Raw genomic sequence first — 21,663 nt, forward strand, 5'->3', positions numbered from 1 at the left:
ATGGCTCCCCCCCGCGCCGCCTTCGGCGTCACCCCCCCAGGGGGGCGGAGCCTGTGGCCCGGCATAGCCGGTTCCACGGCTCCACTGGAAGAAGCCTCTGCTCCGGTTGCGTCTTCGCTTCGGGCGGTGTTCATTTCTGACATTCATCTGGGCACGCCCGGTTGTCAGGCTGACGCGCTGCTCGACTTTCTCAAGCACCACCCCAGCGACACGCTGTACCTGGTGGGGGACATCGTCGATGGCTGGCAGATGCGGCGGCGCTGGTTCTGGCCGCAGTCGCACAACGACGTGGTGCAGAAGCTGCTGCGCCGCGCTCGCAAGGGCTGCCGCGTGGTGTTCGTGCCGGGCAACCACGACGAGTTCGCGCGCCAGTTCGATGGCATGCACTTCGGCGGCATCGAGGTGGCCAACGAGGCGGTGCACACCACCGCCGACGGCCGCAACCTCTGGGTGATCCACGGCGACCACTTCGACGGCGTGATCCAGTGCGCCAAGTGGCTCGCCCACGTGGGCGACTGGGCCTATGGCGTGACGCTTGAACTCAACCGCCACTTCAACCGCATCCGCCACAAGCTGGGCCTGCCGTACTGGTCGCTCTCTCAGTACCTCAAGCACAAGGTCAAGCGCGCGGTCAGCCATGTGAACGACTTTGAGCGCGCCGTGGCGGCCGAGGCGCGCGAGCGCGGCTACCACGGCGTGGTTTGCGGCCATATCCACCGCCCCGAGATGCGCACGATCGACGGCACGCTCTACGCCAACGACGGCGACTGGGTGGAGAGCCTCTCGGCCCTGGTCGAGCACCAGGACGGCCGGCTGGAACTGGTGCACTGGCACCCGATGGGGCACGGCGGCCTGACCCTGCCGCTGAAGGAGCCCCAGGCGGTCCCGGGGGTTTTGGCGCCCGCATGAAGATCCTGCTGGTGACCGACGCCTGGCAGCCCCAGGTCAACGGCGTGGTCACCACGCTGGTGGAGCTGGTCCGCCACCTGCAGGGCGCCGGGCACGAGCTGACGGTGATCCACCCGGGCCAGTTCCGCACGCGGCCGTGTCCCGGTTACGCGGGTATCGACCTCGCGCTGTTCCCGGGTGCGCGGCTGCGCCGGCTGATGGACGAGGCCCAGCCCGACGCCATCCACATCGCCACCGAAGGCCCGCTGGGCTGGGCCGCGCGCCGCCACTGCCTGCGCCGCGGCTGGCCCTTCACCACCGCCTTCCACACCCGCTTTCCCGAGATGCTGCAACTCGCGCTGGGGGTGCCGACCTCCTGGGGCTACGCGCTGCTGCGGCGCTTCCACCGGCCCAGCCGGGGGGTGATGGTGCCCACCGCCGGGGTGCGCCGCCTGCTGGAGCAGCGGGGCTTTGCCAACCTGCGCGACTGGACCCATGGTGTGGACACCCAGCTGTTTGCCTTCCACCCCGAGCCGCGCGAATGCCCCGGGCTCGGCCATCTGGCGCGGCCGGTGAGTCTGTTTGTGGGCCGCCTCTCGCACGAAAAGAACATCCAGGCCTTTCTGGACCTGGACATTCCCGGCAGCAAGGTGGTGTGTGGCGTGGGGCCGCTGGAGCAGGCCCTGCGCGACCGCTACCCCGGCGTGCACTGGGTGGGCCTGCTGGCGCGGCGCGAGCTGGCCGAGGTGTACGCCGCGGCCGACGTGTTCGTGTTCCCCAGCCTGCACGAGACCTTCGGCCTGGTGATGCTCGAAGCCATGGCCACCGGCCTGCCCGTGGCCGCCTACCCGGTGGACGGCCCGCTGGAGGTGATCGGCGAATCCCCCGCGGGCGCGATGCACAGCGACCTGCGCGAGGCCTGGTCGCAGGCACTGCGCGTGCGCCGCCACCAGGCCCGCCAGCGCGCGCTGGACTTCGGGTGGGGGCGGGTGGCCGAGCTGTTCCTCTCGCACCTGGTGCGCTTGCCCGGTCAGCGCCGCGCCGCACTGTCACACAAACGTCATCGGCTGGTCGAATAATCGTCACCGATGAACCCGCCCACCCCCAGCCTGACCTTTCTCGACCGGGACCACAGCATCCTGGCTTTCAACGAACGCGTGCTGGACTGGGCGCGGCGCGAGCAGGTGCCGCTGCTGGAGCGCCTGCGCTACCTGTGCATCGTCTCCAGCAACCTCGACGAGTTCTTCGAGGTGCGCATGGCGCCGCATCTGGCCGCCTTCAATGCCAACGAACAGCGCGGCCCGCAGACGGCGGACGGCTATGTGCGCCTGAGTACCAAACTGCACGAGCTGGTGGCGCAGCAGTACGCCATCTACAACGACGAGCTGCTGCCGCTGCTGCAGAAGCAGGGCGTCGAGCTGGTCTCGCATGGCGAGCGCGATGCCGCCCAGCGCCGTTGGGTCAAGGCTTTCTTCGAGCGTGAGGTGCAGCCGCTGCTGATGCCGGTGGGCCTTGATCCGGCGCACCCGTTCCCGCAGGTGGCCAACAAGTCGCTCAACTTCATCGTGCGCCTCAAGGGGCGCGACGCTTTCGGCCGCGAAAACGAGGTGGCCATCGTCAAGGTGCCGCGCGTGCTGCCGCGTTACGTGCGCCTGCCCGGTCCCAAGGGTTCGAAGAAGACGGTCTTTGTCTCCATCTCCAGCCTGATCCGCTCGCACCTGGACGACCTGTTTCCCGGCCGGCAGGTGACGGAGTTTTCGCAGTTCCGCGTCACGCGGCACTCCGACCTGGCCGTCGACGAAGAAGAGGTGAAGAACCTGCGCACCGCCCTGCGCGTCGGCCTGCAGCACCGCCACTACGGCGAGGCGCTGCGGCTGGAGGTGTCGGCGGGCTGTTCCGAGTTCCTCTCCAGCTTCCTGCTGGAGCAGTTTGCCTTGCCGCCGCAGGCGCTGTTCCGCGTGCCCGGGCCGGTGAACCTGGTGCGCCTGAACCAGCTGATCGACCAGGTCGAGCAGCCCGCGCTGCGCTTCGAGCAGCATTCGCCGGGCTGGCCGGCCCAGCTGGTGCCGGGCCAGTCCTTCTTCGAGCGCATGCAGCAGGGCGACGTGCTGATCCACCAGCCCTACGAGAGCTTCGACGCGGTGCTGGCCTTCCTGCGCGAGGCGGTCAACGACCCCGACGTGCTGGCCATCAAGCAGACCATCTACCGCACCGGCAGCAAGGCCGAGATGATCGAGCTGCTGCGCGAGGCGGTGCGGCGCGGCAAGGAAGTGACCGCGGTGGTCGAACTCAAGGCGCGCTTCGACGAAGAGGCCAACATCAACTACGCCGAGCGGCTGGAGTCGGTGGGCGCCCAGGTGGTGTACGGCGTGGTGGGTCTCAAGACCCACGCCAAGATGCTGCTGGTGACGCGCCGCGAGGGCGGGGCGCTGCGCCGCTACGGCCACCTCTCCACCGGCAACTACAACCCCGGCACGGCGCGCCTGTACACCGACCTGAGCTACCTGACCGCAGACAAGTCGCTCACGGCGGACATGGAGCAGGTGTTCCTGCACCTGGCCAGCCAGAGCCGCCTGCCACGCCTGAAGACCGCCCTGATCGCGCCCTTCCACCTGCACAAGGCCATGCTGGAGCGGGTCGAGCGGGCAGGGGTGGCGGCCCAGTCCGGCCAGGATGCGCGCATCATCCTCAAGATGAACGCCCTGACCGACGAACCCATGGCACGCGCGCTGGCGATCGCGTCGCTGCGCGGTGCCTCGATCGACCTGATCGTGCGCGGCGCCTGCATCCTGCCGGCGCAGGTGCCCGGCGTGACCGATCGGGTGCGCGTGCGCTCGGTGATCGGTCGCCTGCTGGAGCATTCGCGGGTGTTCTATTTCCGGTTCGGGGACGAGGAGGAGCTCTGGCTCTCCAGCGCCGACTGGATGAACCGCAACATGCTGCGGCGGGTCGAACTGGCCTGGCCGGTGACCGACCCGGCGCTGCGCCAGCGCATCAAGGACGAGTGCCTGTCGGCCTATCTGCACGACACGAGCGACGCCTGGCTGCTGCAGCTGGACGGCGACTACCGCCGCGCCAGCGACACCATCGAAGGCCCGGGCCTGTCGGCCCAGGCGGCGCTGATGGCCCGCTACGGCCACCGTTCCCAGGAGTGACCCCCATGGACCTCATCCTCTGGCGCCACGCCGAAGCCCAGGACCACCCCTATGGCGAGCAGGGCGCGCAGGGCGACCCGCTGGACCTGGAGCGGCGCCTGACCCCGCGCGGCGAGAAGCAGGCCGCCCGCATGGCCGCCTGGCTGGACCGGCAGTTGCCGGACGGCGCCCGGGTGTATGTGAGCCCCGCCGAGCGGGCCCGCCAGACCGCCCACGCGCTCGGCCGCAAGCTGCGCGTGCGCGACGAGCTGCTGCCCGGGGCCGACCCGGCGGCGGTGCTGTCACTGGTCGGCTGGCCAGAGGGCCGCGGCCCGGTGGTGGTGATCGGGCACCAGCCTACGCTGGGGCAGGTGATCGCCCAGCTGCTGAACCTGCCCGAGGGCGAGTGCACCATGCGCAAGGGTTCGGTCTGGTGGCTGCGACAGCGCGAGCGCAATGGCCACATGCAGAACGTGATCGTCACGGTGCAGACGCCGGAACTGGTCTGAGCGGACCGGCCTGCTGAACGCTGTCAGTTGGTCGCCAGCGCCTCGCGCGTGCCCCGCACCACCTGGTCCAGCAGCCCGTCGTAGGCAAAGACCTCGGGGTCTTCGGCCAGGGACCGCGTCTCCAGTGCCTCGCACAGCTGCGCCAGCCGCGCCGCGCAGGTGTTGAGCGCGGCGCCCTTGAGCTGGTGCGCGGCATTGCCCAGCGCCTCGTGGTCGCGCGTCGCCATGGCCTGGCGGATGTCGTTCATGCGCGTGTCCAGTTCGGCCAGGAAGTCCTGGACGATGGCACCGCGCACCTTGCCCGCGCCGTTGTCGAACTCGCCCAGCATGGTCCAGCGTTCGGTGTTGATCCAGGGCGCGGCGGGCCGGGTCGGGGCAGGGCCGGTGGGGCCGCTGGCGCCGTCGGCGGCCGCGGGTGCGCGCTCGATCCAGCGCTGCAGCGCCTGGCCCAGCGCGTGCAGTTCCAGCGGCTTGGCCAGGTAGTCCGACATGCCCGCCTCCAGGCAGCGGGTGCGGTCGTTCGGCAGGCTCGACGCGGACACCCCCAGCACGATGGGGGCGGCTGGCCCCAGGCGCTCGCGGATCTGGCGCGTGGTCGCGGCGCCGTCCATCTCGGGCATGTGGCTGTCCATCAGCACCAGGGCGTAGGGCTGGTGTTCGCGCTGGGCCTGCTCCACCGCCTCGACCGCGCGCAGGCCGTTGTCGCGCAGGTCGTGCGGATAGCCCAGCCGGTTGAGCATGGCGGACGCCACCTTGAGGTTGGTCAGGTTGTCGTCCACCACCAGCACGCGGTGGGGGTTGCGCGCCAGCTGCAGCGTGGGCACCAGGGGCTCCACGATGTCCTCGGGACGGGCGGGCTGGGCGCGGATGGTGAATGAGAAGGTCGAGCCCACGCCGGTCTGGCTGTTCACCTGGATGCGGCCACCCATGCGCTCGACCAGGTGGCGGCAGATCATCAGCCCCAGGCCGGTGCCGCCGTAGACGCGCGCGGTCGAGGTGTCGCCCTGCGAGAAGGGCTGGAAGAGCTCGCCCAGCCGCTGCTGCGAGATGCCGACCCCGGTGTCGCTGACGCTGAAGCCCAGGGTCAGCGGCTCGCCCGCCTGCTCGACCCAGGCCCGCAGGCAGACCTCGCCGTGGTGGGTGAACTTCACCGCGTTGGACAGCAGGTTCAGCAGCACCTGGCGCAGGCGCGTGATGTCGCTGACGATGGCGCGCGGCAGGTCCGGGCGCAGGTCGACGCGCAGCACCAGCCCCTTTTCCTGACAGCGCAGCCGGGAGATGTCGCACACGCCCCGGATGGCCGCGTGCAGGTCCATCGGCAGGTGTTCCAGCGCCAGCTTGCCCGACTCGATCTTGGAGAAGTCCAGGATGTCGTCGACCACGGCCAGCAGCTGCTCGCTCGACACCTTGAGCACGCCCAGCAGCTCTTTCTGCGACGGCGTCAGGCCGGTGTCGGTGAGCAGCTGGCTCATGCCGACCACGCCGTTGAGCGGGGTGCGGATCTCGTGGCTCATCACCGCCAGGAAGCCGGCCTTGGCCCGCACCGCAGCCAGCGCCTCTTCGCGCGAGGCGGCGAGTTCGGCGGTGCGCAGCCGCACCCGTTCTTCCAGCAGCAGGGTGGCGTCGCGCAGGGCCTTGTTCTTGCGCTTGATGGCGCGGTTGTAGGCGTGCAGCTTGAGCGCGCTGTCGTGCATCACGCGCGAGAGGTTGTGGACCTCCCGGAACGGTGCCTTCTCCTGCACCGGCGGCACCTGGCCGGAGCCCAGCTGGGTGGCGGACTTGTTGAGCTGGTGGAACTGGGCCGACAGGCGCCGGGCGACCAGAAAGGCCCCCAGCACGCCGACACCGATGAGCGCCGCCATCGCCAGCAGCGCCCACTGCCGGGCCTGGAGCACGTGCGCCGTGAAGTCTTCTTCCGGCGCCACCACCACCAGCTGCCAGCCCAGCTCGTACTTGGCGCCGAAGGGGCGCTGCAGCGCGATCAGGCGGTTGCTGGTCAGGCCCAGGCGCTGCAGCCAGTCGCGTTCGGTCTCCAGCCGCACCAGCCCCGGCGCGCGCCGCGTGCCCTGCCGGTCGGGAGCGAACAGCTGGGTGTAGGACTCGCGCACCAGCGGCTCGCGGCTCTGCAGCGGCGTGATGCGCTGGTGGCGGCCGTTGACCAGCTCGCTCAGTTCCTCGTCGACCGACGAGGCGACCATGCGGCCCTGGCCGTCGACCAGGTAGGTCACCGCGTGTTCGCTGATGCGCGTGCTGCGGATCAGCTCGGTCAGGCGCGCCAGGCTCATGTCCACCGCCATCACGCCCAGCAGCGTGCGGTTGTCGGTGTCGAAGATGGGCTGCGCCAGCGTCAGGTCGAACTGGCTTTTCACCGCCGAGCGGTAGACGTCGGTGAACACGCGCTTGCCGGTGCTGGCGGCCAGCTGGTACCAGGGGCGCTTGCGCGGGTCGTAGACGGTGTCTTCGGTCCTGACCAGGCGGCTGCGGTCGCCCGGCTCGCTGATCTCGTAGTGGCGCCGGCCGCTTTCACCGGGCAGGATTTCGCGCACCACGAAGCGGCCTTCCTCGCGTTCGAGCCCGAAGAAGAAGCCATCGGTGGTGCCGTAGTACAGATAGGGCACATTGGGCGACTGCTGGGTCAGCGCGTAGGCCATCAGCTCGAGGCGGCCGGGTCGCGCAGCCAGTTGCGCGTGCGCTCGGCCTCGGCGCCGCTGGTGGGAACCGGCGGCACCAGCGCGTTGACCACGGTGTGCGACTCGCCCAGGTGGGCCAGCGCGCCCACGTCCACCCGGTGCGCGGCCTGGCTGATCGCGTTCTCGGCCAGGGTGTCGATGGACTGCGAGCTGTTGGACGAGAGCAGCCAGGACACCAGCACCGCCGGGATCAGCGCCGACAGCACGAGCGCGGCGATCAGCGCCGGCCCGATCGAGAGGCGGCGGCGTTCGGCTGGCGTGGGGGTGTCGCGCGCGGCCATCGGTCAGGACGACGGCAGGGGGTCGACGGCGCACACCTCTAGCGGCTCGGGACACTGGGGCAGGGTGACGAAGTGGCGCGAGACCGGCTGCACCGCCCCAGTCACCGCGCGCAGCACCGGGATCGACAGCGTCACCGGGTGCGGACCGACGGCGGCGCGCTGCATGGCCAGTGCGTTGACCACGGTTTCGCCCACCGGCAGCACCTGGGCCGCGCCGCCCAGCAGGCCGTCCAGCCGCATCATCGCCACCGGGCCGCTGTGGATGGCGATGCCGGCCTCGAAGCGAGGCAGCGCCACGCCGGGAAACTGCTGCTGCACCCAGCCTTGCATGGCCGCGGCCGACTTGCGCAGGCCGAAAGCAGCCTTGACCGCGCGCAGGCCCTGGTGGGCGGTGGTTCTGGATGTGCGGTCGGTGAACACCGCCAGCAGCCCGTCGCCGACAAAGTGGGCCGAGGTGGCGCCGAACAGGTGGACGGTGTCGCCGCCACCCTCGTAGAAGCGCTTGAGCATCATGGCCAGCTGCTGCGGGTCCAGGGCGCGGGCCCACTCGCGGTCGTTGCGGATGTCGGCGAACAGCACGGTGGCCTGCGGGTGGAAGTCCTCGCGGTCGCCCTGGGTCTCGCCGGGCCACTGTTCGCTCAGCTCGTGGGCCAGTCGCAGTTCGTACTGCTCCTGCAGGGTCCAGGCCTGTTCGTCCAGGGCTTCGTTCACAGCCTCCTTCACCTGCAGCTCCAGCGCCGCGGTGCGCATGGCCTTGCGGTTGAGCTGGGCTGCCACCGCGTCGACCAGTTCGCGCGGGTGCACGGGTTTGGTCAGGTAGTCGTCGGCGCCCAGCGTCATGCCTTGGCGCATGTCGCGCCGCTCCTGCAGCGAGGTCAGCAGAATGAACGGTGTCTGTTGCAGGGCCCCGTGCTCGCGCACCGCCTTGAGCAGGTCAAAGCCGTTGACACCCGGCATGTTGATGTCGCTGACCACCAGGTCCGGCCGGTACTGCCGGATCGTCATCCACGCCGACTGCCCGTTGTTGGCTGTCAGCACCTCGTGCCCTTGCAGGTGCAGGGCCGCCTCGATGAGACGCATTGTTCCGGCGTCGTCTTCCGCCACCACGATCAGAGCCATTGTTTTTCTTCGTTTTTCAGGCCGCCGAAGGCCCTCTGGGGGGCGATGGTATCGGTTGAACGGGCAGCGATGTGGCGCAGAGCACACGTCGCCGTGCCTCTTTCAACGGATGTCGGCGGAGAATTTCCAGTTCGATTTCTGCCAGGCCAGCAACTCTTCCCCGAGCAACCAGGCCGACTGCGGGAAGCGCCGGGCCCATCCCTCGGGCGTCACCAGCCGGAACGCGCCGGCCTTGTAGCCCAGCTTCAGCGCCTCGTGTTCGGGCATCCGGCGCGCGTGGCAAAGGATGACCGCCAGCCGCAGACACAGCAGCTGTTTGGCGAACAGCTCGTCCTGCAGGGGTTCTTCGAGCTTGCGCAGCTTGCCCCGCTGACCCAGCACCAGCTGGCTCATGCGGTGCAGTTCGGGGAACGAGAAGCCCGAGGCGTCCACGTTGTCCAGGATGTAGGCGCCGTGGTGGTAGGAGCGATCGTGCGAGATGTGGGTGCCGATCTCGTGCAGCCGAGCCGCCCAGGCCAGCTTCTGCGAGAAGCGCTCATTGGCCTCGCCGGCAGCGACCTGGGCGAAGAGGGCGGTGGCCACCTCGCTCACACGCTGCGCCTGCGCGGCGTCCACCGAAAAACGCTCGCTGAGCCAGCGCACCGTGCGCTCGCGCACGTCGCCGCCACCGGTGTCGCGGTCGATCAGGTCGTAGAGGGCGCCGTGTCGCAGCGCGCCCTGGGCGGGAATCATTTCCTGGATGCCGAACAGGTCGAACACGGCGCGCAGCACGCTCACGCCGCCGCCGATCACCGGCCGGCGGTCGTCCTTCATGCCTTCCATGCGCAGTTGCTCGGCGTTGCCGACCTTGATCAGGCGCTCGACCAGCCAGTCCAGGCCGTCGCGCGTGACCGCGCCGGACGGCCAGCCGTTGGCCGCCAGCACGTCGGCCACCGCGCCCACCGTGCCCGAGGAGCCGTAGGCGACCGACCACAGCGACGGCGGAAAGCTGTCCAGCGCCTGGTCGAGCACCGCCTTGGCCGCGATCTCGGCCGTGCGGAAGGCATCGGCGGTGAACTGGCCCTTGGGGAAGTAGCGCGTGGACCAGGCCACACTGCCCAGCCGGTACGACTCCATCTGGCTGGCGGTGTAACCCTGGCCGATGATCATCTCGGTGGAGCGGCCACCGATGTCCACCACCAGCCGCCGCTCGTCCGACTGGGGCAGCAGGTGCGAGACACCCTGGTAGATCAGCCGCGCCTCTTCCTGACCTGAGATCACCTCGATGCCGAAGCCGAGGATGGCCTGTGCCTTTTGCAGGAAGTCGTCCCGGTTGCGCGCCTCGCGCAGGGTCTGGGTGGCCACCGCGCGCACCTGCTGCTTGCGAAAACCGTGCAGGCGCTCGGCAAAGCGGGCCAGACAGTCCCAGCCGCGCTGCATGGCCGCCGGGCTGAGCATCTTGTTCTCGTCCAGACCGTTGCCCTGGCGCACGGTTTCCTTGATGTACTCGATGCGCTCGATGTGGCCCGACTGGAGGCGTCCGATTTCGAGGCGGAAGCTGTTGGAGCCAAGGTCGATGGCGGCGAGCAGGGTACCGTTTTGCATGGGGCGGGCGCTGACGAAAGTGGGCCGATTGTGACGCATGGGCCGCGCCGTCCGGCTTGAAGCCGTGGCCCGGGCTGCGTATGCTGCGCTCTTCGCATCCCCGTCCCATTTCCTTTCCGGACCTGCCCGCATGAACCCGCGCACCCGCTTCGAAACGTCCCCCGGCCGTCGCCAGTGGCTGGGCGCGGCGATGGCCATGGTCGCCGGTGGGCTGGCGAGCCCCGTCCTGGGGCAGCCGGTGACGATCGCCGCCGAAGAAGCCAAGGCACCGCCGCTGCCGGCGCTGGGCAGCACCCTCGCGGTGCCGCCGGTCGACCTCATCGGCGGCGGGCGATTCGACCCCGGGCAGGCGCGCGGCAAGCCGCTGCTAGTGTACTGGTGGTCCAGCATCTGTCCCTTCTGCGCCCTGCAGAGCCCGGAGATGGACGCCTACTGGAGAGCGCAGCAGGGCCGCGGCCTGCAGATGCTGGCCCTGTCGATTGACCGGAAGCCGGCCGATGCGGTGGACCACCTTAAGAAAAAAGGCTACGGATTCCCGGCCGCGTGGGCGTCCCCGGCCTGGCGCCAGGCTTTTCCCAAGCCCAAGGGGCTGCCGGTGACGCTGCTGGCGGGGGCGGACGGCCGCCTGCTGCTGGCCGAAAAAGGCCAGATGTTCGCGGAAGACGTGCAGGACATGGCCCGCCTTTTCTGAAGGCTGTCATGTGACATCGTCGTTTTGTCACAGAGCTGTCACGGTGGGTGCCTAGAGTCCCGGGTTGTGAACCTTTTCACCAACCCGTGAGGACCCGAATGATCTCCAAACGCTCCCTTCTGAAGACCGTCGCCGCCGCCGCCCTGGCCACCATGGCGATTGCCCCGGCCTTTGCCGCCGACATCACCGGGGCGGGCGCCACCTTCCCGTTCCCGGTCTATGCCAAGTGGGCCGAGGCCTACAAGAAAGAAACCGGCACGGGCCTGAACTACCAGTCCATCGGTTCCTCGGGCGGCATCAAGCAGATCCGCGCCAAGACCGTGACCTTCGGCGCCACCGATGCCCCGGTGAAGGGTGAAGAGCTGGACAAGGACGGCATGATCCAGTTCCCGGCCATCATCGGCGGCACCGTGCCCGTGATCAACCTCGAAGGCTTCCAGCCCGGCGAACTGCGCGTGACCGGCCCGGTGCTGGCCGAGATGTTCATGGGCAAGATCGCCAAGTGGAACGACCCCAAGCTGGTCGCCCTGAACCCCGGCAAGAAGCTGCCGGAAGAGAACATCACCGTGGTGCACCGTGCCGACGGTTCGGGCACCACCTTCAACTGGACCGACTACCTCAGCGCCGTGAGCAAGGAGTGGTCTGACTCCGTGGGCAAGGGCGCCGCTGTCAAGTGGCCGGCCGCTTCGTCCGTTGGTGGCAAGGGCAACGAAGGCGTGGCCGCCAACGTCAACCGCATCAAGGGCGCGGTCGGCTACGTGGAGTACGCCTACGTGAAGAAGAACAAGATGAACTTCATGCAGCTGCAGAACGCCAACGGCAAGTACGTCAGCCCCGACGACGCGACTTTCGCAGCCGCCGCCGCCAGCGCCGACTGGTTCAGCGTGCCGGGCATGGGCATCTCCATGGTCAACGCCAAGGGCGACAGCGCCTGGCCCGTGTCCACCGCCTCGTTCATCCTGATGTACAAGAACCCGGAAGACAAGGCCGCCTCGGCCGAAGCCCTGAAGTTCTTCGACTGGGCCTTCAGCAAGGGCAAGACCCTGGCCACCGAGCTGGACTATGTGCCGCTGCCCGACGCCCTGACCGCCCAGATCCGTTCCAAGGTCTGGAACCAGGTCGCCAAGTAATACAGGCTCCCGTGGCCCGGGCTCTGGTGCACACTTTGCACCGGTTCCCGGGCCTTTCAACGGTATGAAAGCACCTGAAGGGGACCCCATCATGAGCGTGGGCATCACCATGACGTCGCCATCCGAGGCCGCAGCGCCGACCAACACCCGCATGCTGTCGATCGCGCGCAAGCAGCGATTGCAGGATGCACTGTTTCACCGCATCACCCAGCTGTTCTCTTTGCTGGTGCTGGTGGCCCTGATGGGCATCATCGTCTCGCTGTTCATCAATGCACTGCCCGTCCTGCAGAAGTTCGGCGCCCGGTTCATCTGGTACGTCGAGTGGGACATCATCAACGAAGAATTCGGTGCCGCGATTGCCATCGTCGGCACCATGGCCAGCGCCGGCATCGCGCTGCTGATCGCCGTGCCGCTGGCTTTCGGCATCGCGCTGTTCCTCACCGAAACCTGCCCGCCCTGGTTGCGCCGACCGCTGGGCACGGCCATTGAGCTGCTGGCGGCGGTGCCGTCCATCATCTACGGCATGTTCGGCCTGTTCGTGTTCGCGCCGCTGTTCGCCGACTACTTTCAGGTGCCGGTGCAGAAGCTCATGAGCGGCATGCCTCTGATCGGCTTCCTGTTCGGCGGCTCCACCAACGGCATGGGCATCCTGGCCGCCGGCATCGTGCTGGCCTTCATGGTGCTGCCCTTCGTGGCCGCGGTGATGCGCGACGTGTTCGAGATCGTGCCGCCCATCCTGCGCGAGTCGGCCTACGGCCTGGGTTGCACGACCTGGGAAGTGGTGCGCCGCGTGGTGCTGCCCTACACGCAGAAGGGCGTGATCGGTGGCGTGATGCTGGGTCTGGGCCGTGCGCTGGGCGAGACCATGGCCGTCACCTTCGTGATCGGCAACGCCAACCGCATGCCCACCTCGCTGTTCTCGCCGGGCACCTCGATTGCTTCGACCCTGGCCAATGAATTCGGCGAAGCCGCCGACTTCCACATCTCGGCCCTGTTCGCACTGGGCTTCCTTCTGTTTGTCATCACCTTCATCGTGCTGGCCCTGGCCAAGTGGATGATCGTGCGCGGCGAAAAGGCCAAGGGGCTGTGACATGAACGAATTCAACAAAACCCTCTACCAGCGCCGCAAGCTGTCCAACGCCGTCGGGCTGACCCTGTCCATGGGCTCCATGGTGCTGGGCCTGGCGGTGCTGCTGTGGATCCTGTACGTGCTGCTGTCCAACGGCCTGGCTGCGCTGGACCTGAACATGTTCACCCAGGACACCCCGGCACCGGGTTCGGAAGGCGGCGGTCTGCGCAACGCCATCGTCGGCAGCCTGCTGATGGTGGGCGCCACCGTGCTGTTCGCCACGCCCATCGGCATCTTCGCGGGCGTCTACCTGGCCGAATACGGCGACACCAGCAAGACGGCCGAGCTGACCCGCTTCGTCACCGACATCATGCTGTCGGCGCCCTCGATCGTGCTGGGCCTGTTCGTCTACGCCATCGCGGTGGCCACGGTCGGCGGTTTCTCCGGCTGGGCCGGCACGCTGGCGCTGTCGCTGATCGCGGTGCCCGTGATCGTGCGCACCACCGAGAACATGCTGCGCCTGGTGCCCGGCAGCCTGCGCGAGGCGGCGTTCGCCCTGGGAGCGCCGCGCTGGAAGGTGGCTTCCATGGTCACGCTGCGCGCCGCCAAGAGCGGCGTGATGACCGGCCTGCTGCTGGCCGTGGCCCGCATAAGCGGCGAGACCGCACCGCTGCTGTTCACTGCGCTGAACAACCAGTTCTTCAACGCCGACATGAGCAAGCCCATGGCCAACCTGCCGGTCGTGATCTTCCAGTTCGCCATGAGCCCCTACGACAACTGGATCCGTCTGGCCTGGGGCGGCGCGCTGCTGATCACCCTGGCCGTGCTCATCCTGAACATCGTTGCCCGCGTCTTCTTCCGGAACAAGACTCCTGCCTGAGCCAGGCGCCATCCACACGGAAACCAACCCCATGATCGCCACCGCCATCGCTCCCGCCGCCGTCGAACAGCGCAACGCGCTCGAGGTGCGCAACCTCAACTTCTTCTACGGCAAGTTCCAGGGCCTGAAGAACGTGACCATGAACATCGCCGAGAAGAAGGTCACCGCCTTCATCGGCCCGTCGGGCTGCGGCAAGTCCACGCTGCTGCGCACGCTCAACCGCATGTACAGCCTCTACCCCGGCCAGCGCGCCGAAGGCCAGATCAACTTCTACGGCGACAACATCCTCGACCCGAAGCAGGACCTGAACCTGCTGCGCGCCCGCATCGGCATGGTGTTCCAGAAGCCGACGCCGTTCCCGATGTCGATCTACGACAACATCGCTTTCGGCGTGCGCCTCTACGAGAACCTGTCCAACAGCGAGATGGACGACCGCGTCGAGTGGGCCCTTAGCAAGGCCGCGCTGTGGAACGAGGTGAAGGACAAGCTCCACCAGAGCGGCCTCTCGCTCTCCGGCGGTCAGCAGCAGCGCCTGTGCATCGCGCGCAGCGTGGCGGTCAAGCCCTCGGTGCTGCTGCTGGACGAGCCGACCTCGGCGCTGGACCCAATCTCCACCGGCAAGGTGGAGGAACTGGTGCACGAGCTCAAGAAGGATTACACGATTGCCATCGTCACGCACAACATGCAGCAGGCCGCCCGCTGCAGCGACTTCACGGCCTACATGTACCCGGGCGAACTGATCGAGTTCGGCTCCACCGAGCAGATCTTCTTCAAGCCCACGCGCACCGAGACCGAGGACTACATCACCGGCCGCTTCGGCTGATACAGGGAGCACAACATGGGTGACAAGCACATTTCCAGCCAGTTCGACGCCGAGCTCAACTCCATTTCCACCCACGTGCTGGAGATGGGCGGGCTGGTCGAATCGCAGCTGCACCAGGCGGTCTACGCCCTGGTCCATCTGAGCCAGGAGACGGCCGAGCAGGTGCTCGAGACCGAGAACCGGATCAACCAGATGGAGATGAACATCGACCACGAGATCATCTCCACCATCGGACGCCGCCAGCCCACCGCGCGCGACCTGCGCTTCCTGATGGCCATCTCGCGCACCACGCAGAACCTGGAGCGCGCCGGTGACGAGATCGCCCGTGTGGCGCGCATGGTGAAGTCGATCATCGAAAGCGGTTCACCGCGCTCGCTGCCGATTTCCGAACTGCGCCTGGCCGCCGACCTGGCCGCTGGCATGCTGCGCAAGACGCTGGACTCGTTCGCGCGGCTGGACACCAACATGGCGCTGGCCATCATCAAGGAAGACGACGCCATCGACGGCGAGTACAACGGCTTCCTGCGCAAGCTCATCACGTACATGATGGAAGACCCGCGCACCATCTCGCCCAGCCTGGACCTGCTGTTCCTGGCCAAGTCGCTGGAGCGCGTGGGCGACCACGCCAAGAACATCGCCGAGCAGATCATCTTCGTGGTCAAGGGTGAGGACGTGCGCCACAGCTCGATGGACAAAGTGCAGTCGGTGGTGGGATGAACAGAACCACGACCCCTGTGCCGTTTCCAGGATCGACATCGTGAAAAAACTTCCCCGCGTGCTGGTGGTCGAGGATGAGCCGGCGATTGCCGAGCTGATCGCGGTCAATCTGCGCCACAACGGTTTTGCTCCCACGGTGGTGTTTGACGGCGAGTCGGCTCGCCGCGAGATCGACGCCGTGCTGCCCGACGTGATCCTGCTCGACTGGATGCTGCCCGGCGAGAGCGGTGCCGCACTGGCCCGCGCCTGGCGCCGCCAGGAGCGCACCAAGACCGTCCCCATCCTCATGCTGACGGCGCGCAGCGACGAGTCGGACAAGGTGCAGGGCCTAGACGCCGGTGCCGACGACTACATCACCAAGCCGTTCTCCACGCAGGAACTGCTGGCGCGCATCCGCGCCGTGCTGCGCCGCCGTGCCCCCGAGATCGTCAACGACTCGGTGCAGGTGGGTGAGCTGTCGCTGGACGCCGCCACCTACCGCGTGAGCTTCCGCGAGGCAGAGCTCAAGCTCGGACCGACGGAATTCAAGTTGCTGCACTACCTGATGAAGCACCCGGAGCGCGTACACACGCGTGGTACCCTGCTCGACAAGATATGGGGCGACCATGTCTTCATCGAGGAGCGCACCGTGGATGTACACGTCAAGCGGTTGAGGGAATCCCTGGGCGACGCCGCCGGCATGGTCGAAACGGTGCGCGGCGCGGGCTACCGCCTCACGGCCCGGGTGGCCGTCGGGCAGGGAAGCGGCGACAGCGCCGCATGATCAGCCGTGCGGTGGGGCTGCTGCTGCTGGTCGCAGCAGCTGGAGCGTGGGGCTGGTCCAGAGGTTCGGTGACATGGACATTGGCGGGGGCGGGCCTGGGTGCCTTGCTTTGGCTGGCATGGGACAGCCTGCGCGCTGCGCAGCTGCTGCGCTGGCTCAGCCGGGCCGACGACATGCACACCCCTAGGCTCTCCGGGCTCTGGGGTGAACTGCTGGAGCGCACGCGCAAGCGTTTTCGCGCCCTCGAACAGAAGGCCCATGGCAGCGACGAGCGGCTGGAGGATTTTCTGGCGGCCATCCAGGCCTCGCCCAACGGGGTCGTGCTGCTCGACAGCAAGGCTCGCATCGAGTGGTGCAACCTGACGGCGGCGCAACACCTGGGCATCGATCCGCAGCGCGACATCGGGCAGTACGTGCGCAATCTCGTGCGGCATCCAAGTTTCAATGCCTACATGGACGCGGGCGACTTCGGCGCCGAGATCGAGGTCGACGGTCCCGGTCAGCGCCCGACCCAGCCCAGAAAAATTTCGCTGCAGGTCCATCCCTATGGTGACCAGCGGCAGCTGATGCTCACGCGCGATGTCACGGCGGTGCAGCTGGCCGATTCGATGCGCCGGGATTTTGTGGCCAATGTGTCGCACGAGATCCGCACGCCGTTGACAGTGCTCAGCGGCTTTGTGGAGACCATGCAAAGCCTGCCGCTGGAGGAGGCCGACCGCCAGCGTTTCCTGGGGCTCATGAGCCAGCAGGCCCAGCGCATGCAGACGCTGGTGAGTGATCTGCTCACGCTGTCCCGACTCGAAGGCAGTCCTGTGCCGGGCACCGGGGAGTGGGTTGAGGTCTCCGAGCTGCTGCGCCAGGCGGTTCTGGAAGCCGAGGGCTTGTCTGCTGTGATTGCCAATCCGGTGCATCGGATCGAGGTGGTTTCCGGGCCTGAGCTGCGGGTGGCCGGCAGCCGCAACGAACTGCTCAGCGCCATGTCCAACCTACTGAGCAACGCGGTCCGCTACACCCCCGCTGGTGGCAGCGTCCGGGCTGGCTGGCGCCTTGTCGGTGACGGCGGCGGCGAGTTCTTCGTGGAGGACACGGGGCCGGGGATCGAGGCCGAGCACCTGCCGCGCCTGACCGAGCGCTTCTACCGAGTGGACCGCAGCCGCTCGCGCGAGACCGGTGGCACGGGTTTGGGCCTGGCCATCGTCAAGCATGTGGCTCAGCGCCACGGTGGTCAGGTGGTGGTGCATAGCACGGTCGGGCGCGGCTCCACCTTCATCATCTCGCTGCCGGCCACGCGTGTGCGCGTGACTGGCGCCTAGCGAGCCGGACCGCCGACCCGCTGGTAGATCAGCACCCGTTCGCGGTCGTTGAGGCGCCGCACCGTGGCCTTGTAGGCCCATTCGGTCAGCGCCACCCGCTCGTCAAGCGTCGGCTGGGTGTCCGGGTTCACCACCATGATGCGGCACCCGTCTGCAGCCCCGTCACCGGTGCGGCGCAAGCTGAGGCCACCCTGGAACTGCAGCGACGCGATCTGCGCCTGGCCAAGCCCGTCCACCAGCACGCAGGGGGAGCCAGGCGGCACCAGCGTGGCGATGCGGCGCGCCACCGGCCCATAGCTGCGGCCATAGTCCAGCAGCGGTAGCCACAGCGTCATGAGCAGCAACCAGCACAGGGTGGCGCCAGCGGCCGGCAGCACCAGGCTCTTCCAGATGGCCTGCCGGTGCCGCCCCACACGCCAGGCCACCAGCCAGCCCCAGGCGATGGTGGCCAGCAGCGCGGGCAGCAGAAGCAGCCAGGAGAACTCGGGATTGAACCCCGGCGCGAGCTTGGCCACGTTGGCGGCGGGTTTGGCCGGAACGCCGGTCTGCATGGCGAACCAGATGACCCAGATCACCAGAGCGCATCCGCTGAAAAACACCAGCGTGAACCAGTCGATCAGGGCAGACACGCTGCGCCGGAGCGTGGGCAGCGCGAACGCGGCCAGTACGGCCATGGCTGGCAGGGCCAGCAGCAGCGAACGGTCGAAATCCGGGTTGATCGCGCTGTTGACGGCACTCACCAGCGCGGTCCACAGCGGAAGCGCCACATGGGGGCTGCGCAGCTGGTGGCGCCAGCGCCAGAGCGTCCAGAGCGCCAGAGGCCAGGCGGGCCAGGTGAACCACACCAGCAGCTTGCCCCAGCGCTTCCAGTCCGCCATGGAAGCGGGCAGCGACAGCGCCTGCGGCCAGTGGATCTGCTCGGTGATCGACGCAAGCAAGGCGGCCAGTGCCAGCAGTCCCACCACCCTGCTCAGCTCCTGCGGCGCTGCCGCGCCTTGAGCCGACCGGCTGGTCCACACCAGCAACAACAGACCGGTGCCCAGGGCCAGCGCTATCCAGGGCGCGCCGCTGAGCACCAGGCCCAGCGTGGCCGCACCCCACAGGGCCACGGCCTTCCATGGGTGGCGGGTGAGCGGCAGCGCCATGCGCGTGGCCGCCATGAGCACCGCACTGACCATGGCCAGCCGCGCCAGGTCGGGCGTGGTTTCATGCGACATCTGAGCCAGGCCCAGACTGGCCACCAGCGCCAGCAGCGCCGCATCCGCCATCGCGCGTGCGTAGTCGATCGGGTCCGCCTCGCCACCGAAGGCAAAGGCCACGGGCTGTGCGCTGGCCTGGCGTGCGAGGTGGTAGGTCGCGTACCAGGTGCAGATCAGTGTCAGCGCGAGCAGCATCCCGAACGGCACCCGGACAGCAAGGTCGGGAGTCAGGAATGGCAGGAACCGGATGGCCAGCGCTCCCAGCCAGTAGGGCAGCGGGCCCGCCATCTCGGCGGTCTGTCCCAGCACCTGGGGCTGCCACCAGTCGCTGCTGCCCCTCGCCATTTCCATCATGGCGCCGAAGGCAGCTACGTCCAGGTTTTTCCAGGGTTCCCGTCCCAGGAAGCCGGGCAGTACGTAGGCCAGACCCAGTAGCAGCAGGGCGAGCCGCGGCAGACGGCGCACGGCCGACTGGGTCACGATGGCAGGGGTGGCAAGACTCACGGCGGGGAATATACAGGGGTAGGCGGGGCGCTCAGGGCGAAAAAAAAGCAGCCGGGTGATCGGCTGCTTTCTTTTCCGGGCGCAGGCCCGCAGGGTCGATCGGTCCGATTACTTCTTGCCGAAGCGATTGCGGAACTTCTCGACGCGGCCGCCCATGTTGTCCACCGACTTCTGGGTGCCGGTGTAGAAGGGGTGCGATTCGCTGGAGGTATCAAGCTTGTAGAGCGGCAGTTCGCGGCCGTCTTCCATCTTGATCATTTCCTTGGTGTTCGCGCAGGAACGGGTCACGAACTTGAAGTTGTTCGACAGGTCCACGAAGCAGACTTCGCGGTAGTTGGGGTGAATGCCTTCTTTCATGGCGATTCCTTGGGTCAGGTGCGGCAGCCGCGAGAGAACCGTTCTCTCGTACTTGTCGCAAGTTGCAAAGCCTTGAATTATATGATGTTTTTTTGTGGCATCAACCGCCGCGACGCATCATGTCGAAGAACTCGGAGTTGTTCTTCGTCGCCTTCATGCTCTTGAGCACCATCTCCATGGCCTCAATCTCGTCCATGTTGTACATGAACTGGCGCAGGATGCGGGTCTTCTGCAGGATCTCGGGCGCCAGCAGCAGTTCCTCGCGGCGCGTGCCGCTGCGGTTGAGCTGGATCGAGGGGAAAACGCGCTTTTCGTACAGGCGGCGGTCCAGATGGATTTCGCTGTTGCCGGTGCCCTTGAACTCTTCAAAGATCACTTCGTCCATGCGGCTGCCGGTGTCGACCAGAGCGGTGGCGATGATGGTGAGCGAACCGCCTTCTTCCACATTGCGCGCGGCACCGAAGAATCGCTTGGGGCGCTGCAGGGCGTTGGCGTCCACGCCGCCGGTCAGCACCTTGCCGGAGGAGGGCAGCACGTTGTTGTAGGCACGGGCCAGGCGGGTGATGGAGTCCAGCAGGATCACCACGTCCTTCTTGAGTTCGACCAGGCGCTTGGCGCGTTCGATCACCATCTCGGCCACGTGCACGTGGCGGGCGGCCGGCTCGTCGAAGGTGGAGGCGATCACGTCGCCGCGCACCGTGCGCTGCATCTCGGTCACTTCTTCCGGGCGCTCGTCCACCAGCAGCACCATCAGCTCCACCTCGGGGTGGTTGGCGGTGATTGCGTGGCAGATGTGCTGCATCATCACCGTCTTGCCGCTCTTGGGCGGGGCGACGATCAGCGCGCGCTGGCCCTTGCCGATGGGCGCAATGATGTCGATGACGCGGCCGGTGATGTTCTCTTCGGTCTTGATGTCTCGTTCCAGGCGCATCTGCTGCTTGGGAAACAGCGGCGTCAGGTTCTCGAACATCACCTTGTGCTTGTTCGACTCGGGCGGCAGGCCGTTGATGGCATCCAGCTTGTTCAGCGCGAAGTAGCGCTCGCCGTCCTTGGGGATGCGGACCTCGCCCTCGATCATGTCGCCGGTGTGCAGGTTGAAGCGGCGGATCTGGCTGGGGGAGATGTAGATGTCGTCGGTGGACGCCGTGAAGCTGGTGTCCATGTTGCGCAGGAAGCCGAAGCCGTCAGGCAGCACTTCCAGCACGCCGTCTGCGTTCACCTGTTCGCCGGCCTTGGCGCGCTTCTTGATGATGGCAAACATCAGCTCCTGCTTGCGCATGCGGCCGGTGTTTTCGATCTCAAGCGCTTCGGCCTGCTTGAGGACTTCAGACACGTGCAGTGCCTTGAGTTCGTTAAGGTGCATGGAAATCGCTCCGGAAGGGAGTCTTGTCAGAACCGGGGAGGGGCGCTGATGTCCAGATGGTGGACTGGCGCTGTCAGGAGGGGCTGGGCGTTGGTAGGCCAGCTGACGCGAGAATTATGACAGGAAAAACCGGCCACCTGAGCCGTCTCCGGGCCTTGCACCTGGAGCAGCGGTGGCCGGCGCCGGGCCGGTCAGGCCAGTTGCTGGTCGATGAAGGCCGTCAGCTGGGCCTTGCTCATGGCGCCCACCTTTGTGGCGGCCAGCTGGCCGTCCTTGAACAGCATCAACGTGGGGATGCCACGGATGCCGAACTTGGCGGGGATGTCGCGGTTTTCGTCGACATTGACCTTGGCGATCTTGAGCTTGCCGTTGTAGGAGCCGGCCACTTCGTCCAGGATCGGGGCGATCATCTTGCAGGGGCCGCACCACTCGGCCCAGAAGTCGACCAGCACAGGGGCTTTGGCGTCGAGCACATCGACCTGAAAGGTTGCATCGGAAACGTGGGTGATCAGCTCACTGGCCATGGTTCATCCTGAATAACGTGGATCGGGGAAGTTAAAGTCGGAAACAGGGCGGCCGCCGTAGCGGGCGCCTGTGAACCGAAACATTGTGACAGAAACCCCCCATCGATGACGCCTGCGCCGGACCA

At 67.4% G+C, this 21,663-nt stretch carries 20 protein-coding genes; 12 read left to right on the top strand and 8 right to left on the bottom strand.

The features are described from left to right. The 4 genes from HFL01S_RS14960 to HFL01S_RS14975 are packed head-to-tail and all read left to right on the top strand — an operon-like array spanning position 1 to position 4,531. Entirely contained in the window at positions 1 to 909 is a 909-nt protein-coding gene (locus tag HFL01S_RS14960; protein WP_084383339.1) for a UDP-2,3-diacylglucosamine diphosphatase, read from the top strand. Next, a complete protein-coding gene (locus tag HFL01S_RS14965) occupies positions 906 to 1,967 on the top strand; it encodes a glycosyltransferase family 4 protein (RefSeq protein WP_066260004.1) in 1,062 nt (353 codons plus the stop codon). Before HFL01S_RS14960 ends, HFL01S_RS14965 begins: the two co-directional genes overlap by 4 nt. A 9-nt stretch (positions 1,968 to 1,976) precedes the next feature. After that, a complete protein-coding gene (ppk1, locus tag HFL01S_RS14970; RefSeq protein ID WP_066260005.1) occupies positions 1,977 to 4,043 on the top strand; it encodes a polyphosphate kinase 1 in 2,067 nt (688 codons plus the stop codon). 5 nt (positions 4,044 to 4,048) lie between these two features. Further along, positions 4,049 to 4,531 (top strand): SixA phosphatase family protein, encoded by a 483-nt coding sequence (locus tag HFL01S_RS14975; protein ID WP_066260008.1) that lies wholly within the window; start codon positions 4,049 to 4,051, stop codon positions 4,529 to 4,531. A 23-nt stretch (positions 4,532 to 4,554) separates the two neighbouring features. On the opposite strand, the gene HFL01S_RS14980 is transcribed toward HFL01S_RS14975, so the two are convergent. The 4 genes from HFL01S_RS14980 to ppx all read right to left on the bottom strand — a co-directional run bounded on the left by HFL01S_RS14980 (position 4,555) and on the right by ppx (position 10,205). Continuing rightward, positions 4,555 to 7,182, bottom strand: coding sequence for a hybrid sensor histidine kinase/response regulator (locus HFL01S_RS14980; protein ID WP_066260010.1), 2,628 nt, complete (start codon positions 7,180 to 7,182; stop codon positions 4,555 to 4,557). Then, positions 7,182 to 7,502 carry a hypothetical protein gene (locus HFL01S_RS14985; protein WP_066260013.1) on the bottom strand — a complete coding sequence of 107 codons (321 nt, stop codon included), beginning with the start codon at positions 7,500 to 7,502 and terminating at the stop codon, positions 7,182 to 7,184. The genes HFL01S_RS14980 and HFL01S_RS14985 overlap by 1 nt, the downstream gene beginning before the upstream one ends. Before the next feature lie 3 nt (positions 7,503 to 7,505). Then, positions 7,506 to 8,621, bottom strand: coding sequence for a response regulator (locus HFL01S_RS14990; RefSeq protein WP_066260018.1), 1,116 nt, complete (start codon positions 8,619 to 8,621; stop codon positions 7,506 to 7,508). A gap of 102 nt (positions 8,622 to 8,723) precedes the next feature. After that, positions 8,724 to 10,205 carry an exopolyphosphatase gene (gene ppx, locus HFL01S_RS14995; protein ID WP_066260020.1) on the bottom strand — a complete coding sequence of 494 codons (1,482 nt, stop codon included), beginning with the start codon at positions 10,203 to 10,205 and terminating at the stop codon, positions 8,724 to 8,726. Positions 10,206 to 10,335: 130 nt separating this feature from the next. Between ppx and HFL01S_RS15000 the strand changes: the two genes are divergently transcribed. The 8 genes from HFL01S_RS15000 to phoR all read left to right on the top strand — a co-directional run bounded on the left by HFL01S_RS15000 (position 10,336) and on the right by phoR (position 17,591). Further along, positions 10,336 to 10,896 (top strand): TlpA disulfide reductase family protein, encoded by a 561-nt coding sequence (locus HFL01S_RS15000; RefSeq protein WP_066260023.1) that lies wholly within the window; start codon positions 10,336 to 10,338, stop codon positions 10,894 to 10,896. 98 nt (positions 10,897 to 10,994) lie between these two features. Then, on the top strand, positions 10,995 to 12,026 hold the full coding sequence (gene pstS, locus HFL01S_RS15005) for a phosphate ABC transporter substrate-binding protein PstS (RefSeq protein WP_066260026.1): 1,032 nt from the start codon (positions 10,995 to 10,997) through the stop codon (positions 12,024 to 12,026). 91 nt (positions 12,027 to 12,117) lie between these two features. Further along, positions 12,118 to 13,116: a phosphate ABC transporter permease subunit PstC gene (gene pstC, locus HFL01S_RS15010; RefSeq protein ID WP_066260028.1), complete on the top strand. Its 999-nt coding sequence runs from the start codon at positions 12,118 to 12,120 to the stop codon at positions 13,114 to 13,116. Between the two features lies 1 nt (position 13,117). After that, positions 13,118 to 13,975 (top strand): phosphate ABC transporter permease PstA, encoded by an 858-nt coding sequence (gene pstA / locus HFL01S_RS15015; RefSeq protein ID WP_066260031.1) that lies wholly within the window; start codon positions 13,118 to 13,120, stop codon positions 13,973 to 13,975. 31 nt (positions 13,976 to 14,006) lie between these two features. After that, on the top strand, positions 14,007 to 14,798 hold the full coding sequence (gene pstB, locus HFL01S_RS15020; RefSeq protein ID WP_066260035.1) for a phosphate ABC transporter ATP-binding protein PstB: 792 nt from the start codon (positions 14,007 to 14,009) through the stop codon (positions 14,796 to 14,798). A gap of 15 nt (positions 14,799 to 14,813) precedes the next feature. After that, the gene (gene phoU / locus HFL01S_RS15025; RefSeq protein ID WP_066260037.1) at positions 14,814 to 15,515 is read left to right on the top strand and encodes a phosphate signaling complex protein PhoU; all 702 of its coding nucleotides are present in this window, start codon (positions 14,814 to 14,816) and stop codon (positions 15,513 to 15,515) included. Between the two features lie 40 nt (positions 15,516 to 15,555). Further along, positions 15,556 to 16,278: a phosphate regulon transcriptional regulator PhoB gene (phoB, locus tag HFL01S_RS15030; RefSeq protein ID WP_066260040.1), complete on the top strand. Its 723-nt coding sequence runs from the start codon at positions 15,556 to 15,558 to the stop codon at positions 16,276 to 16,278. Continuing rightward, on the top strand, positions 16,275 to 17,591 hold the full coding sequence (phoR, locus tag HFL01S_RS15035; protein WP_157538889.1) for a phosphate regulon sensor histidine kinase PhoR: 1,317 nt from the start codon (positions 16,275 to 16,277) through the stop codon (positions 17,589 to 17,591). Before phoB ends, phoR begins: the two co-directional genes overlap by 4 nt. Here phoR and HFL01S_RS15040 read toward each other — a convergent pair. The 4 genes from HFL01S_RS15040 to trxA all read right to left on the bottom strand — a co-directional run bounded on the left by HFL01S_RS15040 (position 17,588) and on the right by trxA (position 21,538). Beyond that, positions 17,588 to 19,294 carry a hypothetical protein gene (locus tag HFL01S_RS15040; protein WP_066260044.1) on the bottom strand — a complete coding sequence of 569 codons (1,707 nt, stop codon included), beginning with the start codon at positions 19,292 to 19,294 and terminating at the stop codon, positions 17,588 to 17,590. The two genes, phoR and HFL01S_RS15040, sit on opposite strands and share 4 nt — an antisense overlap. A gap of 108 nt (positions 19,295 to 19,402) precedes the next feature. Next, on the bottom strand, positions 19,403 to 19,651 hold the full coding sequence (locus HFL01S_RS15045) for a type B 50S ribosomal protein L31 (protein ID WP_066260047.1): 249 nt from the start codon (positions 19,649 to 19,651) through the stop codon (positions 19,403 to 19,405). A gap of 100 nt (positions 19,652 to 19,751) precedes the next feature. Continuing rightward, a complete protein-coding gene (gene rho / locus HFL01S_RS15050) occupies positions 19,752 to 21,014 on the bottom strand; it encodes a transcription termination factor Rho (RefSeq protein WP_066260050.1) in 1,263 nt (420 codons plus the stop codon). A gap of 191 nt (positions 21,015 to 21,205) precedes the next feature. Next, positions 21,206 to 21,538: a thioredoxin TrxA gene (gene trxA / locus HFL01S_RS15055; RefSeq protein WP_066260055.1), complete on the bottom strand. Its 333-nt coding sequence runs from the start codon at positions 21,536 to 21,538 to the stop codon at positions 21,206 to 21,208. Positions 21,539 to 21,663: the final 125 nt, after the last annotated feature.

This window comes from Hydrogenophaga flava NBRC 102514 (genome assembly GCF_001571145.1).
Lineage (GTDB): Bacteria > Pseudomonadota > Gammaproteobacteria > Burkholderiales > Burkholderiaceae_C > Hydrogenophaga > Hydrogenophaga flava.

What these genes read in the sequence shown, in the direction of transcription:
- pstA (WP_066260031.1), top strand. Translation starts at nt 13,118, where the DNA reads ATGAACGAATTCAACAAAACCCTCTACCAGCGCCGCAAGCTGTCCAAC.
- trxA (WP_066260055.1), bottom strand. Translation starts at nt 21,538, where the DNA reads ATGGCCAGTGAGCTGATCACCCACGTTTCCGATGCAACCTTTCAGGTC.
- pstB (WP_066260035.1), top strand. Translation starts at nt 14,007, where the DNA reads ATGATCGCCACCGCCATCGCTCCCGCCGCCGTCGAACAGCGCAACGCG.
- pstS (WP_066260026.1), top strand. Translation starts at nt 10,995, where the DNA reads ATGATCTCCAAACGCTCCCTTCTGAAGACCGTCGCCGCCGCCGCCCTG.
- HFL01S_RS14990 (WP_066260018.1), bottom strand. Translation starts at nt 8,621, where the DNA reads ATGGCTCTGATCGTGGTGGCGGAAGACGACGCCGGAACAATGCGTCTC.
- phoU (WP_066260037.1), top strand. Translation starts at nt 14,814, where the DNA reads ATGGGTGACAAGCACATTTCCAGCCAGTTCGACGCCGAGCTCAACTCC.
- HFL01S_RS14980 (WP_066260010.1), bottom strand. Translation starts at nt 7,182, where the DNA reads ATGGCCTACGCGCTGACCCAGCAGTCGCCCAATGTGCCCTATCTGTAC.
- pstC (WP_066260028.1), top strand. Translation starts at nt 12,118, where the DNA reads ATGAGCGTGGGCATCACCATGACGTCGCCATCCGAGGCCGCAGCGCCG.
- ppx (WP_066260020.1), bottom strand. Translation starts at nt 10,205, where the DNA reads ATGCAAAACGGTACCCTGCTCGCCGCCATCGACCTTGGCTCCAACAGC.
- HFL01S_RS15000 (WP_066260023.1), top strand. Translation starts at nt 10,336, where the DNA reads ATGAACCCGCGCACCCGCTTCGAAACGTCCCCCGGCCGTCGCCAGTGG.
- HFL01S_RS14960 (WP_084383339.1), top strand. Translation starts at nt 1, where the DNA reads ATGGCTCCCCCCCGCGCCGCCTTCGGCGTCACCCCCCCAGGGGGGCGG.
- phoR (WP_157538889.1), top strand. Translation starts at nt 16,275, where the DNA reads ATGATCAGCCGTGCGGTGGGGCTGCTGCTGCTGGTCGCAGCAGCTGGA.
- HFL01S_RS14975 (WP_066260008.1), top strand. Translation starts at nt 4,049, where the DNA reads ATGGACCTCATCCTCTGGCGCCACGCCGAAGCCCAGGACCACCCCTAT.
- ppk1 (WP_066260005.1), top strand. Translation starts at nt 1,977, where the DNA reads ATGAACCCGCCCACCCCCAGCCTGACCTTTCTCGACCGGGACCACAGC.
- rho (WP_066260050.1), bottom strand. Translation starts at nt 21,014, where the DNA reads ATGCACCTTAACGAACTCAAGGCACTGCACGTGTCTGAAGTCCTCAAG.
- HFL01S_RS15045 (WP_066260047.1), bottom strand. Translation starts at nt 19,651, where the DNA reads ATGAAAGAAGGCATTCACCCCAACTACCGCGAAGTCTGCTTCGTGGAC.
- HFL01S_RS14965 (WP_066260004.1), top strand. Translation starts at nt 906, where the DNA reads ATGAAGATCCTGCTGGTGACCGACGCCTGGCAGCCCCAGGTCAACGGC.
- HFL01S_RS14985 (WP_066260013.1), bottom strand. Translation starts at nt 7,502, where the DNA reads ATGGCCGCGCGCGACACCCCCACGCCAGCCGAACGCCGCCGCCTCTCG.